Source organism: Zoogloea sp. JDB1, assembly GCF_056724025.1.
On record NZ_CM161496.1, the window covers coordinates 87,354 to 102,647 of the forward strand.

Annotated in this window: 16 protein-coding genes and 1 other RNA gene; 5 read left to right on the plus strand and 12 right to left on the minus strand. The window is 64.2% G+C overall.

What is annotated here, in order from left to right:
• Positions 1 to 325: 325 nt before the first annotated feature.
• Positions 326 to 711, minus strand: an RNA gene (rnpB, locus tag AC1PPK_RS00400) — RNase P RNA component class A.
• Between the two features lie 43 nt (positions 712 to 754).
• Entirely contained in the window at positions 755 to 1,189 is a 435-nt protein-coding gene (locus AC1PPK_RS00405; protein WP_481115873.1) for a hypothetical protein, read from the minus strand.
• A gap of 217 nt (positions 1,190 to 1,406) precedes the next feature.
• Between AC1PPK_RS00405 and AC1PPK_RS00410 the strand changes: the two genes are divergently transcribed.
• The 3 genes from AC1PPK_RS00410 to AC1PPK_RS00420 all read left to right on the plus strand — a co-directional run bounded on the left by AC1PPK_RS00410 (position 1,407) and on the right by AC1PPK_RS00420 (position 4,301).
• Positions 1,407 to 1,967 carry a hypothetical protein gene (locus AC1PPK_RS00410; RefSeq protein WP_481115874.1) on the plus strand — a complete coding sequence of 187 codons (561 nt, stop codon included), beginning with the start codon at positions 1,407 to 1,409 and terminating at the stop codon, positions 1,965 to 1,967.
• A 402-nt stretch (positions 1,968 to 2,369) separates the two neighbouring features.
• On the plus strand, positions 2,370 to 3,533 hold the full coding sequence (locus AC1PPK_RS00415; RefSeq protein WP_481115875.1) for a UbiH/UbiF family hydroxylase: 1,164 nt from the start codon (positions 2,370 to 2,372) through the stop codon (positions 3,531 to 3,533).
• 39 nt (positions 3,534 to 3,572) lie between these two features.
• Entirely contained in the window at positions 3,573 to 4,301 is a 729-nt protein-coding gene (locus AC1PPK_RS00420; RefSeq protein ID WP_481115876.1) for a DsbC family protein, read from the plus strand.
• Between the two features lie 26 nt (positions 4,302 to 4,327).
• Here the strand turns inward: AC1PPK_RS00420 and AC1PPK_RS00425 are convergent, their stop codons facing one another.
• Positions 4,328 to 5,176, minus strand: coding sequence for an EAL domain-containing protein (locus AC1PPK_RS00425; RefSeq protein WP_481115877.1), 849 nt, complete (start codon positions 5,174 to 5,176; stop codon positions 4,328 to 4,330).
• A gap of 136 nt (positions 5,177 to 5,312) precedes the next feature.
• Complete coding sequence (gene mltA / locus AC1PPK_RS00430) at positions 5,313 to 6,377, minus strand: murein transglycosylase A (protein WP_481115878.1); 1,065 nt, start codon at positions 6,375 to 6,377, stop codon at positions 5,313 to 5,315.
• A gap of 372 nt (positions 6,378 to 6,749) precedes the next feature.
• Here mltA and AC1PPK_RS00435 point away from each other — a divergent pair, with 372 nt between their 5' ends.
• The gene (locus tag AC1PPK_RS00435) at positions 6,750 to 7,613 is read left to right on the plus strand and encodes an ATP-binding protein (RefSeq protein WP_481115879.1); all 864 of its coding nucleotides are present in this window, start codon (positions 6,750 to 6,752) and stop codon (positions 7,611 to 7,613) included.
• Positions 7,610 to 8,548: a Nudix family hydrolase gene (locus tag AC1PPK_RS00440; RefSeq protein ID WP_481115880.1), complete on the plus strand. Its 939-nt coding sequence runs from the start codon at positions 7,610 to 7,612 to the stop codon at positions 8,546 to 8,548. Before AC1PPK_RS00435 ends, AC1PPK_RS00440 begins: the two co-directional genes overlap by 4 nt.
• Here the strand turns inward: AC1PPK_RS00440 and AC1PPK_RS00445 are convergent, their stop codons facing one another.
• From AC1PPK_RS00445 to glnL, 8 genes are all read right to left on the minus strand, one after another.
• A complete protein-coding gene (locus tag AC1PPK_RS00445) occupies positions 8,549 to 8,755 on the minus strand; it encodes a DNA gyrase inhibitor YacG (RefSeq protein WP_481115881.1) in 207 nt (68 codons plus the stop codon). It abuts the gene before it with no gap.
• Positions 8,755 to 9,510, minus strand: a complete 756-nt coding sequence (gene zapD, locus AC1PPK_RS00450) for a cell division protein ZapD (protein ID WP_481115882.1) — start codon at positions 9,508 to 9,510, stop codon at positions 8,755 to 8,757. The genes AC1PPK_RS00445 and zapD overlap by 1 nt, the downstream gene beginning before the upstream one ends.
• Before the next feature lie 54 nt (positions 9,511 to 9,564).
• Entirely contained in the window at positions 9,565 to 10,188 is a 624-nt protein-coding gene (gene coaE / locus AC1PPK_RS00455; protein ID WP_481115883.1) for a dephospho-CoA kinase, read from the minus strand.
• The gene (locus tag AC1PPK_RS00460) at positions 10,185 to 10,877 is read right to left on the minus strand and encodes an SPOR domain-containing protein (RefSeq protein ID WP_481115884.1); all 693 of its coding nucleotides are present in this window, start codon (positions 10,875 to 10,877) and stop codon (positions 10,185 to 10,187) included. The genes coaE and AC1PPK_RS00460 overlap by 4 nt, the downstream gene beginning before the upstream one ends.
• A gap of 85 nt (positions 10,878 to 10,962) precedes the next feature.
• On the minus strand, positions 10,963 to 11,682 hold the full coding sequence (locus AC1PPK_RS00465) for a type III pantothenate kinase (RefSeq protein ID WP_481115885.1): 720 nt from the start codon (positions 11,680 to 11,682) through the stop codon (positions 10,963 to 10,965).
• The gene (locus AC1PPK_RS00470) at positions 11,682 to 12,485 is read right to left on the minus strand and encodes a biotin--[acetyl-CoA-carboxylase] ligase (protein ID WP_481115886.1); all 804 of its coding nucleotides are present in this window, start codon (positions 12,483 to 12,485) and stop codon (positions 11,682 to 11,684) included. The genes AC1PPK_RS00465 and AC1PPK_RS00470 overlap by 1 nt, the downstream gene beginning before the upstream one ends.
• Before the next feature lie 178 nt (positions 12,486 to 12,663).
• Positions 12,664 to 14,070: a nitrogen regulation protein NR(I) gene (gene ntrC, locus AC1PPK_RS00475; RefSeq protein WP_481115887.1), complete on the minus strand. Its 1,407-nt coding sequence runs from the start codon at positions 14,068 to 14,070 to the stop codon at positions 12,664 to 12,666.
• Positions 14,071 to 14,154: 84 nt separating this feature from the next.
• Positions 14,155 to 15,228, minus strand: coding sequence for a nitrogen regulation protein NR(II) (gene glnL / locus AC1PPK_RS00480; RefSeq protein WP_481115888.1), 1,074 nt, complete (start codon positions 15,226 to 15,228; stop codon positions 14,155 to 14,157).
• Between the last annotated feature and the right edge of the window lie 66 nt (positions 15,229 to 15,294).

Consider the following 15,294-nt stretch of genomic DNA (forward strand, 5'->3'; position numbering starts at 1 on the left):
ACTTCTCCACTCGGACGAACCGGAAAAACTCACTTTTTCCCACTTTCATCCACTTCGCCCCACTTTAGAGGAAAAGAAATACTCGGTCAACTTGACCACCACGTAAATTTCTTTTTGACACAAGCACTTACAGTTAAGAAAGGCGTAAAGCAAATCCGCTTATAAATCAATGCCCATGAGAAGGAATGCAAAAGTGCTGGATCAATTGCACGGCCCACCGAACACCATCCAGCGGAGAAAAAGAAGATGGAACAGGACACCACCACGCCGCGGACAGACCGAAAAAGTCTCCGCGGGTGGAAAAAAGTGGGGAAACCGAGAATGTGGGGGAAGCCCGCCGATAAGCCGGGTTTTGTCGAGCGACCGGATCGGATGATCCGGCCGCCGGGCAATCATTCCTCTGGTCAACGCGTTGCCACGCCGCTCTAGCAGCCTACCCGGGGACTCCGCGAGCAGCGTCAACGTCCCCCTATTTGGCCTTGCCCCGGATGGGGTTTACCGTGCCGTCACTGTCACCAGTGCCGCGGTGGGCTCTTACCCCACCGTTTCACCCTTACCTGATCTCCGAAGAGCCATCGGCGGTCTGCTTTCTGTTGCACTTTCCGTCGCTTTCACCCGAAGGCTATGGCGCCCGGCCGTTAGCCGGCATCCTGCTCTATGGGGCCCGGACTTTCCTCGATGCGCGAGCACCGCGATTGCCTGGCGAACTTCCCGGCGCGCAGTATAGCGGGTTGCCCCTGTCCGTGCCCGAAAATCACCACGGATCGCGCAACTCCGCCGCTTGTTCGACCACCTTGCCAACCACGCAATCCAGGCGGGACATGAAGGCCGGGTCGTCCATACTCCCCCAAGCCGTCAGCGAATCACCCACAGAAATCCCGACCTCCAGCCTGCCGCAAGCTGCGCTGCTGACAAGCCCCGAAAGGCGCCCGACAACCTTGCGTCCCAAATGCCCACCACCGACCAGCACTACCACCACATCCTCACTGTTACGGGGATCCACACCCAGGCTGCGGACACCGACAGCCCTCAGCGCAGCGCCATGGCGCTCCTCGATCTGCTTGACGATCTCCGGGTTGCCCTTGGGGCGCATCCCGTCGTCCGAAATGTGCACCTGGAAATACAGCACAGCGCCGACAGCCAGCAGGATTAGCACACACAGTGTCACCGCGAGTTTTCTTACATCCATGACTGTTACCGTAGTACACAATGAGGTTTATCGTCCCACGCAAATAGTTACAGCACCACACACTGCGGCAGGTGCATTCATGCCCCAGGCGGACTTGTCAGCAAATATTGCAATAACTGGCTTCAGTTGCATTCGCTTACGCATGTAAGCGCCGCCCGTACGCCCCGCCGTCGCCCCGGTGCTGCAATGAGAGCGTTTCGTTCCGGAGTCTAACAAGATGACAACACGACTCATCCATTGCGTGGCACTCGCCATCCTCGCGGGCACCGGGCTGCTCACCACCTATCCGGCCAGCGCTGACGGCCCGCATGGCCATGGCAGAGGGCCAGGCAACTTTCCCGGCCATCGTGGGCCGATAGGCAACCCCGGATACTGGCATCACGGCTACCACAATGGGAATCTGGGCTGGTGGTGGGTCGCTGGCGCAACCTGGCTATTCTACCCACCGCCGGTCTATCCATACCCTCCGGTAGTCGTCCAGCAAGCCCCCGAGCCCGCCGTGGCCCAACCGGCACCGCAGCCCGCCGCGCAGAACTGGTACTTCTGCGACAGCGCCAACGCGTACTACCCCTATGTACAAAGCTGCGCAGAAGGATGGCGTAGCGTACCCGCCACCCCTCCTTCCGGCCCCCAGAGCGCCCCTGGAACACAGAGCAATTGGTATTACTGCGACAGCGCCAAGACCTACTACCCCTATGTGCAGAGTTGCCCTGAAGGTTGGCGCGCCACACCGGCCTCGCCGCCGCCTGGCAACGCGGCCTCCGGAGGTGCCCAATGAAAGCCCCACACGCGAAAGCCCCACACGCCTGACTCCCGCTCATTCTGTTAAGCGCCCGCGCCAGCCCCTGCAGGGCGGCCCTCGCGGCGCTGTCATGCGGGCGCTGGGCAAGCCTTTCGGCCTGTTCGCCGTCGAGAATCGGCGGTGCCGCCTTTGGCATGGTTGCCGGTACTGCCAGCGGCGCCTCCCAGACTGGTTATTCCGGTGCCGATACCCAACGCCGCTACGACATCACTTACCAGCAATGCAGTACACCAAGGGCAACCAACTATCGGACTGCGGTTATCGGCGGCCCCCCCATCCAGCCCCCAGCTACTACTATCCACCTCCGTGCTGATCGCAGCGCACCACGGATGACTTCCCCTGCGCCGTCCGGCACAATCCGGCGCAGGAGAACCTTGCATGAAATTCGATGTACTCGTCGTAGGCGCCGGACTGGCCGGTGCCGCCTTTGCCGCCGCATTACGCGGCAGCAGCCTAAAGATCGGGATTGTCGAAGCCCGCCCACCTTATCGCCCTACTGGCTGGGATCCCCGTATCTACGCGATCAGCCCCAGCAATGCGGACTTCCTGACCGCCATCGGTATCTGGCCGCATCTGGACATCAGACGCATCGCGCCCGTCTATGACATGGAGATCCACGGCGATGCAGGCGGGCAGTTGGAGCTTTCCGCCTACGACTGCGGCCTGCGTGAACTGGCCTGGATCGTCGAATCCAGCCTGATGCAGCAGGAACTATGGGAAACCGTCAAACGCCAGCACAACGTCACACTGTTGTGCCCTGCCGAACCCTCTGCGCTAGCCATGGATGACGATGCCGGCCGGTTGACGCTGGCCGATGGACGGCGCCTGGAAGCGCGCCTCATCGTCGCCGCCGACGGACGGGACTCGTGGGTCCGCCAGACGGCCGCGATCGGTGCACGCAATACCCCGTATGGCGAAAAGGGTGTAGTCGCCAACTTTCGCTGCGAGAAACCTCACCGAAACACGGCCTTCCAGTGGTTCCGCAAGGACGGCATCCTCGCTTACCTCCCCCTGCCTGAGCAGCAGATGTCGATGGTATGGTCTGCGCCGGACGCCCTCGCCGACGAATTGGTCGCCCTGCCGCCATCCGAGTTATGTGCCCGCGTCGCCGAAGCCGGTGAATACCGCCTCGGCGCCCTCGAACTGACCACCCCGGCCGCCGCCTTCGCGCTGCGCCTGATGCGCGTCGAAACTGTCGTGCAGCCGCGCCTGGCCCTCATCGGTGACGCCGCCCATGCGATCCACCCGCTTTCCGGGCACGGCATCAACCTCGGCTACCAGGACGCCCGCGTTCTCGCCGAGCAACTGGCCACGCTGCCCGCCTGGAGGGATCCGGGCGAACTGTCGATCCTGCGCGCCTATGCCCGCGCCCGCGCCGAGGAAACCGCCTTGCTGCAATACACCACGCACGGCCTCAACCGTCTATTTAAGCCCGCTGATCCGCTTCTGTCCGGGCTACGCAATTTCGGACTGAACCTCACCAACCGCCTGCCGGTCGTACGCAATGCACTGATGCGCTATGCCATCGCCGGCCGATTCTGAACGCGCCGCCCCTGAACCTGCAGTCTCTGGAGATCCTGGATGAAATTCCCCTTCGTACGCTCGCTGCTCGCCACCCTTTTTCTCGCAGCGGGTGTCGCCCATGCAGCCGACGAAGCCTCGGTCAAGAAAAACTTGGAGAGCTTCCTCAACGCCCCGGCCGTCGATAGCGTCAAAAAAACCCCCTACGGCAATCTGTACGAAGTGGTATTGAAGTCCGGAGAGCTGCTGTACACCGACTCCGGCGTCAGCTTCATCATCGACGGCAGCCTGATCGACGCAAAGACGCGCAAGAACGTAACCCAGGCTCGCATGGCCCAATTGATGAAGATCGATTTCAATACCCTGCCGCTGGATCACGCCATCAAACAGGTCCGCGGCAACGGCAAGCGCGTCATCGCCACTTTCGAAGACCCCAACTGTGGCTATTGCAAGCGCCTCGCCAAAGACATGCAAGGCCTCAAGGACGCCACGGTTTACACCTTCCTGTACCCGATCCTCAGCCCCGACTCCACCGAGAAGTCGAAGAACATCTGGTGCGCCAAGGACCGTGCCGGTGCATGGAACGACTGGATGACCGCAGCCAAGGCACCGCCCGCTGCCGCCGCGAACTGCGACACCAGCGCCATCGAGCGCAATGTCGCCCTCGGCCAGAAGCTGAAGGTCAGCGGCACTCCGACCATCTTCACCGCCGATGGCAACCGCCTGCCCGGCGCCGTCCCGCTCGCCCAGCTCGAACAAGCAATGACTCAGGCCACCGGCGGCAAGTAAGAAGGCTGAGCCAGCCGATCGGGTTGTCAGGCCGCTGCGCGAGGGCGGCGCGGCCTGACGATAGGCCGGCAGCTGGCCGATGGCTGGCCGAACAGATAGCCCTGCATCCAATCCACGCCAGCATCCCGAGCCACATCCAGCTGCAGCGGATGCTCGATGCACTGGCACGCCACCTGGGCCCCGAGACGGCGGATCTCCACGACCAGATCGCCCATCACCTTCCGGGCCAGGCTCAGATGGCCTGAATGCCCGATCAAGCTGCGATCCAGCTTGACCACGTCCGGCGCCAGCGCCTCCAGGCGCTCCAGATCGGATGTGTGACGCCCGAAATTGTCGATAGCGATCCGGTAGCCTCGCGCCCGATAGCCAGAAATCGCCCGCAGCAAATCCGGCAGCGCCTCGAAACCGTCGTCCGATACCTCCAGCACGATACGCTCCGGCGTCAGACCACAACGGGCCAGGATGGACTCGAAGACATGCCCGTGATGCTCACGGATCGTGCGCAAGTGCTGAGGATGCACATTGAGGGACAGGAAGCCGCCATGCTGGTGGCGTTCCTGCAGGAAATTCAGCGCATGCAGCGTGCGCGCCAGCCGATCGAGATGCACCAGCTCGGCATCGTCACGGGCATCGAGGAACACCGCCTGCGGCGACAGGCCGACGGCATTGCCCTCCAGCACCTTCAGGTGCGCCTCGTGGCCGAGTACCGCATCGCCCTCCCGCGCCATCACCGGCTGAAACAGCGTGCCCAGCAGCATCGAGCCGAAGCGCGCCCGCACCCGTCCATCGGCGATGACGAAGCTCTGTTCCGGTGCCGACGAGCAGGCCAGCTGGTTGCGTTTGTTGAAGTAATGGACGAGTTCTGTGAGGGGCACGATGTTCTCCCGCCGGTGAATCCTGCGGCGCCGGCTCTCCGGCTCCAAACCGAAGCACGATACCGGCGCCCCCCGAGTCAGCCAACAATGAAATAACGCAAAACTTATTCCCTTCCGCAGCAACCCGCCGGTTAGCTCAGCGGGGCACCTGGTCCCGCGGCCACAGCACCCACATCTCGCCCTTCTGGCGCATCCGCCCGGCCTGCATGCCCGCCTCGGCACCAAAGCCCCAGAAGAAGTCCCCGCGTACGCCGCCCTTGATCGCACTGCCGGTATCCTGCGCCAGCACCAGGCGACGCAGGGGTTGCGAGCTGTTGGGATAGGTAGTGGACAGGAACACCGGCGCCCCCAGCGGCACGCTGCGCGGATCGACAGCCATGCTGCGCCCCTCCGTCAGCGGCTGCCCGATGGCACCAACCGGCCCACCGGCAGAACTGGCCACCTCGCGGAAGAAGATGTAGCTCGGATTGGCATTCAGCAACTCCTGCAGACGCGCCGGATTGGCGCGGGCCCAGTTCTTGATGCCGTCCATCGACGCCTGCTCCATCTTCATTTCGCCACGATCCACCAGCCAGCGCCCTATCGATTGGTAAGCGTAGCCATTGGTGTCGGCATAGGCCAGGCGAACTACACCGCCGTCCGGAAGCTGCACGCGCCCCGAACCCTGCACTTGCAGGAAGAACAACTCGATGGGGTCTTCGGCATACAGGATCGTCTTGCCGGCAAATTTGTCGGGCTGGCGTGCCATGTCGCTGCGGGAGAAATACGGGACGACCTTGTTGCCGACCAGGCGGCCGCGTACTCGTTGCCCCTTCAGTTCCGGGAAGATATCGCCCAGCTCGATGGTCAGCAGATCCTCCGGAACGCCCAGCACCGGCCATTGGTAACTCTTCGAGCGGATCCGGCTGCCTTTGATCAAGGGTTCGTAGTAACCCGTCACCAGGCCCTCATAGGTGCCGTCGGGATTGACGACTCGCCACGGATTGAAGCGGGCCTCCATGAAGCTACGTACCGCCGCGGCGCTGGGATGCCCCCCGAGCGAGCGTGCGGCATCGCAGGGCGCCTGCCACGCCGGCTGACGCATCAACGCGCGGCAGGACGCCAGGAAGGCCGGCCAGGCCTCGTCCAGAGAGTCGCTCCCCCAACCGGGCAGATCGGACCAGGACGAGGACAACAATGGCCGACTCAGCGCTTGCGGCATGACACCGCCACTGTGGGCGACCGGCGCCGCTGTGGGCGATGCGGCAGAAGGCGTCGCGGAAGGAGTATGGGAAGCTGGGGCACAGTGGACACAACCTGCATCGCTGACAGGTTTGGGAGCGCTTGCACAAGCGGTCAGCAGGGCCGAAACCAGAACGACGGACAGACGGGGAAAAGCGCGGAACATGGATGGGGTACACTCACGGCTTGCAGAACAACCGTTTCAGTATAACCACCGGTTCGCCGGCCGGGCGCACAGAAGGACACTCCATGTGGTTGATCGGTCTTGAACTCGGCATCGCCGCCGTGCTGCTCGCCATCGTCGGACTGGCCCTGCGCAGCCCCAGGAACAAGGACTCGGATCCCCCTCCCCATGACTGACCTGAACCAGTTTCTCGCCCGCGCCGAGCGGGTGCTCGAACGCCTCGAAGCCATCCTCCCCACCGCCCCCACGCCGCCCGACTGGAATGCCGCAATCGCCTTCCGCTGGCGGCGTCGACGCAACGCCGCCGGACTGGTGCCGGTAGCCCATCCGCACCAGATCCGCCTCGATGACCTGCAGGACATCGACGACAAGAAGGAACGCATTGTCGCCAACACCCGCCAGTTCCTGGCCGGCAAACGCGCCAACAACGTGCTGCTCACCGGCGCCCGCGGCACCGGCAAGTCCTCGCTGGTAAAGGCGGTGCTCAACGAATTCGCCGCCGACGGCCTGCGCGTGATCGAGGTGGACAAGGACGACCTGGTGGACCTGCCGGACATCGTCGAACTGCTGGAAGGCCGCCCCGAGCGCTTCATCCTGTTCACTGATGACCTCTCCTTCGAAGATGGCGAACCGGCCTACAAGGCCCTCAAGAGCATCCTCGACGGCTCTCTCGCCGCGGTGCCGGACAACGTGCTCATCTACGCCACCTCCAACCGGCGCCACCTGATGCCCGAGTACTTCGCCGAGAATGCCGCCACCGTGCACAAGGACGGCGAGGTCCATCCCTCCGAGGCCGTGGAGGAGAAGATCTCCCTGTCCGAGCGCTTCGGCCTGTGGATCTCCTTCTACCCCTTCAGCCAGGACGAATACCTGGCGGTGGTGAAGCACTGGCTCGGCGAATTCGGCGTGCCTGCCGAGGCCATTCCGGCCGCCCGTGGCGATGCGCTGCAATGGGCGCTGCTGCGGGGTTCGCGCAGCGGGCGCGTGGCCTGGCAGTTCGCACGCGACTACGCAGGGCGCTTCGAAGCATGAAGAAGATCGTCCATGTGTCGGCCGCGGTAATCACCCGGCCCGACGGCAGTTTCCTGGTCGGCCAGCGCGCCGCCGACACCTTCTACCCCGGCTACTGGGAGTTTCCCGGTGGCAAGGTCGAGCCCGGCGAGACCCCGCGCGATGCGCTGATCCGCGAACTGCATGAAGAACTCGACATGCAGGTGGACGAAGCCTGGCCGTGGCTGACCCGAGAGCATGTCTATGAGCACGCCCACGTCAGCCTGCATTTCTTCGAAGTGCCGGCCTGGCACGGCGAGATTCACGACCGTGTCCATGCCGCGCTGGCCTGGCAACAGGCCGACGCGATGACCGTCGAACCGATGTTACCGGCCAACGGCCCGATCCTGAAGGCGCTGCGCCTGCCGCGCACGATGGGCATAACGCAGGCGGCGGAAGTCGGCGTGGCCTCTCAACTGGCATGTCTCGACAAGGCACTGGCTAACGGCCTGCGTCTGGTCCAGATCCGTGAAGCCAGTCTGGCCGAGAACGAACGGGAAGTTTTTGCGCGGGAAGTCGTCGCCCGCTGCCGGGCCCTTGGCGCTATCGCACTGATCAATGGCGACACGGAACTGGCCCGCCGCAGCGACGCTCACGGGGTACACCTGCCCGGCCGTCTGTTGGCCAGTACGACCGCACGGCCTGATTTCGAGTGGGTTGGCACGGCCTGCCACAGCCGTGCGGAACTCGAACATGCAGCCGCGCTGGGCCTCGACTACGCGGTGCTGGGTTCCGTGAAGCCGACCGCGAGCCATCCGGACCAGGCGGGGCTGGGCTGGGAGGTCTTTGCGGAGCGGGTGCGCAACCTGCCGCTACCAGTGTTCGCAGTCGGCGGCCTGGAGGCGGCCGACCTCAACGCCGCCAAAGCGGCCGGCGCCCATGGCATTGCAGCGATACGGTCGATCTGGAAGGACTGATCAGCGACTGAAACGCGACAGGGGATCCGTCTCGTCATCGAGAGGCGTTTCCCCTTCCACCCGGTACGCGTCGGACGCCCAGGCACCCAGATCGATCTTGCGGCAGCGCTCCGAGCAGAACGGGCGATGGGGACTCTGCGGCCCCCAGACAACAGGCGCCCCACAGGTCGGGCATTTCACCTCGCGAGGTGCACGCGGCTTTTCCATCAGAGATTGCAGAAAGTCAGCTGAAATGCCACATCCACATCCACTTGCCCGGGGCGGGTGACGGTTTCGGCATTCATGAAACGGATATTGAGAGCGTACTTGTTGGCACTGGTTTCCGGCACGCAGTGGGCCCCGCCCTGAAGGCGGATGCGGATCATCTGCACGGTACGGCCTCCCATGGTCTGCTGGAAGGCCCCGTGCAGCGCGGTCAGGTCTTCCGGCTGGCCGCTGGCCCGCAGCAGGCGCAGCACAATCGCCTGACCATCGCGGATCGGCAGCAACGGCTGCAGCCAAGCACTCAGGTCATGGCGGCGCAACTCCGGATCTCGGTTCAACCAGTGATGATAGGACGGCAGGTCGAACTCACAGGCCCCGCCCGGAATCGCGGCGCGGCTGCGGATGTTCATCAGCCATTCGTTCTCGCGGAGGTACTGGCCGGTCTTGCCGGCCATCGCGAGCAGGGACGCCGACGCCTGCTCTATCTCGTAGAGCGCGCCGGACAGCGCATCTTCGGAAATCTGGGGATTGTTGCGGAAGGACAACAGGATCTGACGCTGGCGCTCGAGCTCCTGCACGAGATCGACTTTCAGATCCGCCCGGCTGGCGACCTCAAGGATCTCGAACAGCGTCAGCAACGCTACATGGTGTTCAAGCGCGCCGTCCGATGCCAGGAAGTGTGCGGCCTTGTCGAAAAGGTCTTCCAGCCTCAGGAGCGTCCGGATCCTCTCGTTGAGCGGATATTCGTAGGTGATCACGCGCGCGCCTGGATATCGATGGGGATGGTGTCGGTCAGACCGGCGTGAATCATATCACACGCCCTCCAGCTGCGCGGCGAGCGCCAGGTAGCGGTGATGCAGGTCGGCAACCTGCTCCCGTAGCTGCGACAGATCACCACTGTTGTCCACCACGTCATCCGCTGCCGCCAGGCGATCGCCCCTCTGGGCCTGGACCGCCATGATGGCCCGCACCTGCGAGGCCTCGAGGCCGCTGCGACTAACGACGCGCTCGACCTGGACCTCCTCCGGACAATCCACGACGCACAGGCGCTGTACCCGTCCGCGGTAACTCCCAGACTCGACCAGCAACGGCACCACCAACACCACGTAGGGCGTCTGCGCTCCCTGGCATTGGCGGTCGCTCTCCTCGCGGATCATCGGATGGAGAATGCCCTCGAGTCGCTTGCGCACGTCGGGATCCTCGAAGGCCAGCATACGCATGGCGGGGCGATTCAGGGAGCCATCCTCGGCAACCACCCCGGAGCCGAAAGCTCCGCGGATCGCCGCCATGGCGGCCCCACCCGGCGCGGTCAGCGCGTGGGCAATGCGGTCGGTATCGACAACGGCCGCCCCCAGCTCGGCAAAAAAATCGGCCGCCGCGCTCTTGCCGCTGCCGATACCGCCGGTCAAACCTACGACGAAGGCGTGTTCGCTCATGGCGTGCACTCAAGACGATTAACGCCCCGCAGGCGCTCGGAAAGGTCACTGACCACGGTAGCCAGGCTGTCGCTGGGGCCACGCACTTCAAGACGGGAAGCCCCGCCCCGAGCCAGCACCTGAGCACCACGCACCCCCTTTTCCTTCAGGGCTTCGAGCTGGCGACCCGCCGCCACCTCACTCTTGTACAGCCCCAGGGAGATGGCGAACTGCGCCGGCCCGGCCTCCTGCATTATGAAGAGATCGGCGACGCCGAGTTTGCGCAACTCGGCCGCTTTCTTTTCAGCGGCCTCCTTACTCCCCAGCGATGGAACATGCACCCACCAGGACGACGGTACGTCACTACGCCCCTCGCTCAACTTGAAACCGGAGCCAGCCTTGGCGATACGCGCCGACAATTCCCTTATCTGATCGGCACTCAATCCACTGAAGATCACACAGGCCTGCGGGGCGACGGCATCCGGTGCCGGCACATCCTCGACCTTGCTCTCCACCACTGGAGCTGGCGGTTGGACGGCAGGCGCCCGACGGACCGGTGGTCGCGGCTCCTCGCCAACCAGACGAATCCCGTCGGGGTTCAACTGGTTGCTCAGCCGCTCCGGCTCCCCATGATGGAGCTCTCCGCCCAGCCACCCCTTCCACAAGGACAGGGCAAGCAGATTGGCGAACAGCAGGACGATGACGAACACGCGCAATGAGGCCATATCCGCAAGACTAACGTATCCGCCGCATGCGGAAAAGGCACCCGCCACAGGCGGAACAGCGCACGAAGCCTCAGGCTTCGGCCAGCATGCGGACGAGGCCTTCGAGAACCAGGTTGTCCACCACACGCACCGGGCATTCGAGGTGCGGCGCCAGTGTCGCCGCCGCACCGCCATTGAGGAGGCAGACGGCAGACGGTTCGCTGCCCACAAGGCGAAACATGCGCTCGATGGCTCCGAGCTGGGCCTGCAGGCAGCCACTGACGATGGCATCCGCCGTCCGCCGCGGCGCGGCGACGAAGCGGCCGTCCGAATAGGGAAGCTGGGCCGTATCGCGGGCCAGGGACAGGCGCATCAGGTCCAGGCCCGGCAGAATCACCCCGCCCTGGAAGACACCGGAAGCATCGAGTACATCCGCTGTCGTGGCGGTCCCTGACGTCACCACCAGGGCCGCCCCTCCATGGAGCTCGCGGGCACCGATCAGGGCTGCCCAGCGGTCTGCACCGAGACGGGCAGGCTCCAGGTAGCGATTGACGACGCCATAGCCCTCCAGCTGGGGCTGAATCCACTCGGGTAACACATGACGAGCGGCAAGCATTGCCCCCAACCGTCCTCCAACCGTGGCGCCTGCCACGTTGGCGCCGAGCATTCGCTGGACTTGCCCGAGGCCCGCCAGCACATCGGCAAAACCATCCAGGGCGGTCAGCAGGACTGCCCCCTGCCCCTTCCAGCCAGCCCCGTCATGAAGCCCCCACTTGAGGCGGGTATTGCCCACATCAAGCAACAGATCCATCAGGCCATCCTCAGGGAAACATCGCCTGAGAGCACCCGCCGCACGCCATCCTCGGTCTGCAACAGCAAGGCACCGTCCTCGTCCACACCCACGCAGGTCCCGGCCAGCTCTTCGGCCTCCCCGAGGATGCGCACCGGCAAATCGGCAAAGGCATTGCGCTGCTGCCATGCACCGCGCAATGCCCCGAAACCGGCGGCGGCGTAGATGTCGAGCAGGCGCCTCAAGTGGACCAGCACCACACCGAGCAACCGACCGGGGCTCGGCGGTTGCCCCAGACAGACCGCCAGATCGGTCACGCCGGTCGGATAGTTGACACTAGCATCAGGCGGCAGGCGCCGGTTGATGCCGATCCCAATCACGGCGGCCGGCGTTCTGCCACGCCCCGGCAACAACTCGATCAGGATGCCCGCCAGCTTGTGGCCATGGACCAGCACATCGTTGGGCCATTTGAGCTGCACGCCCTCCACGCCAAGATCCTCCAGTGCCCTCGCCACAGCAAGGCCAGCCACCAGGGACAGGCCGGCGGGCACCGGCGCCCCCGGCTCGAAGCGCCACAAGGCCGAGAAGGTCAGGCTGGCACCGGGCCACGACTGCCAGACCCGGCCACGGCGGCCTCGCCCGGCCGTCTGCACGTCTGCGGCCAACACGTATACGCGCCCATCGTCCGGCGGAGGATCGGCCAGCAAGCGGCTGTTGGTGGAGTCGCACTCCTGCAGGAGCACCACGGAAAACCCGGCAGCGTCACCGCCGAGGGCGGCAGCCACCTCGGCCCCGTCGAGGGCCTCGTAAGCAGAATGGTCCAAGAATCACTTCCCGGCTGTTGAAAACAAGCCGGTCATTATGAGCCAAGGTAGGAAAGGTGAGAAACGGGCAGCGCAAATCCGCCCACGGCAGAGACGCGCCAGATTGCCGCTTGGTGTGACAGGAGGCGCGACCACCGGCCCGCGTCGGACAGGAAGCCCGGTGGCGCGCCCCACTCACTCAGGCGTGGTCGGACTCTTCAAGCCCCAGCTCCTGGATCTTGCGGGTGATCGTGTTGCGTCCGATGCCCAATAGCTGGGCCGCCTCGATCCGGCGCCCTCCGGTCGCCGCCAGTGCACGGCGGATCAGGATCCGTTCGAAGTCCCGGCTCAGGCGGTCGAAGACCTCACCCGGATTCTGCGCCAGCGCCCGGTCCGCCTCCGCCATCAGCGCATCGCCCCAGTTGGCCGGCAGCTCGCGGGTCGGCTGGTCCTTCAGCTCGGGCGGCAGGTCGGCGACCTCGACGGTCTGACCGGGCGCCATCACCGTGAGCCAGTGGCACAGGTTTTCCAGCTGACGCACATTGCCGGGGAAATCGAGGCTCTGCAGGTACTTCAGCGTCGCGTCGGACAGACGCTTGGCCTCCACACCCAGCTCCTGCGCGGACAGCGCGATGAAGTGCTTGGCCAGTGGCGGAATATCCTCGCGCCGCTCGCGCAGCGGCGGCAGGCGCAGCCGGATCACGTTCAGGCGATGGAAGAGATCCTCGCGGAACAAGCCCTGGCGAACGCGATCCTCCATGTTCTGGTGGGTGGCGGCGATGACCCGCACGTTGGCCTTGATCGGCTGATGCCCGCCAACCCGGTAGAAGTTGCCGTCGGACAGCACGCGCAGCAGCCGCGTCTGCAACTCGGCCGGCATGTCACCGATTTCGTCGAGGAACAGCGTACCGCCTTCCGCCTGCTCGAAACGCCCGCGGCGCATGGTCTGCGCACCGGTGAAGGCACCCCGCTCGTGGCCGAACAGTTCGGATTCGAGCAGATCCCTCGGAATCGCCGCAGTATTGATCGCGATGAAGGGTGCGTCCCGGCGCGGACTGTGGCGGTGCAACGCGCGCGCCACCAGTTCCTTGCCGGTGCCCGACTCACCGTTGATGAGCACGGTGGCGTGGGACTGGGACAGACGGCCGATGGCGCGGAAGACCTCCTGCATCGCCGGCGCCTGGCCGAGGATCTCGGGCACAGCGCTGAGCACCTCTTCGGTGCCGGCTTGATGGGCACTTTCATCGATCGCACGACGCACCAGTTCGACGGCCTGATCCACGTCGAAAGGTTTAGGCAGATATTCGAACGCGCCGCCCTGGAAGGCCGCAACGGCGCTGTCCAGATCGGAGTATGCGGTCATGATGATGACCGGCATGTGCGGGAAGCGTGCCTTGACCTTACTCAGCAAGGCCAGGCCCGACTCACCGGGCATCCGGATGTCGGACAATAACACGCGAGGCGGCTGGGTCGTCCCCTCCAGCGCCGACATGACCTCACCGGCAGTACCAAAACTCTTGTACGGAATTTCCTCCCGAGCCAGGGCTTTTTCGAGCACCCAACGGATCGAGCGGTCATCATCAACTATCCAGACGGCTGCATTCATATCATTCACACGCACAAGAGTGAAACACGGCAGTACTCTGCCTCACAATTCACGCACCAATAAGGTGCATCAGCTATTCAAGCCCTAAACATCCGCTTCCCGTGTTATAGGCAGAAAGACGGTGAAACAAGTGCGCCCCGGACGGGAGTCCACATCGATCGCCCCCTGATGCTGGTCGATAAAGCTCTGCGCCAACGATAGCCCCAGACCGCTGCCGTTTTCGCGCCCGGAGACCAGCGGATAAAAAATCTTGTCGCGGATCTCTTCCGGCACACCCGGCCCATTGTCGATGACCTGCAACTGCAATGCCAGCTTGAAGCGGCGCTTCGCCAGCGTGATCTGCCGGGCTGCCCGGGTGCGCAGAACGATCTCGCCATCCCCTTGCATGGCCTGGGCAGCATTGCGGGCGATATTGAGGATGGCCTGGATCAGTTGCTCCCGGTCGCCGGTGATATAGGGCAGGCTGGTGTCATAATCTCGGCGCACCTCGACGGACGGAAACTCGGCCAGGATCAGGCGCCGCACGCGCTCCAGCACATCGTGGGGATTCAGCTGCGACGGCTGCATCATGCGGTGGGACGTGAGCAGGCGGTTCATCAGGTCCTGCAGGCGGTCGGCCTCGGCGATGATGACCTGCGTGTATTCCCGCAACTGGGGATCGTCCAGCTCCCGCTCCAGCAACTGGGCCGAACCACGAATGCCGCCCAAGGGATTCTTGATCTCGTGGGCCAAGTTGCGGATCAGCTCCCTGTTCGCCTGCTGCTGGTGCGCCAACTGTTCTTCCCGCGCCACTTTCAGGTGCGCATCCATCGGCCGAAACTCCAGAAGGAGGCGCGCGCCGGCGACTTCCACTGGCGTGACTGTGCAATCCAGGTGCAGGGCCACCATGCCGGGGCGGCTAACTGTCAGGTTATGCCCCGTGTAGCTCCAGTTATCCCGCAAGACATTGTTCAGAGCGCTGTCGAGCCCTGCCGGCTCACCGAGCAGGCGCCGCAAGGAAAAACCGACGATCTTCCGGCTGCTGACGGCAAATAGGTTCTCCGCCCCCGGATTGAGGTAACGAACTACGAATTCGTCGTCGATCAGGACTACTGCCGAAGAGAGCAGCTCCAGACCGGCAAAGGCAGGGGGCGTTGTGTCGAGCTGATCGTTTTGCATACGAGGGCCCAATGCAAGAAGCAGACCAGGCGAGCATACTGCATCCAGACCACCTCACCCCAACTT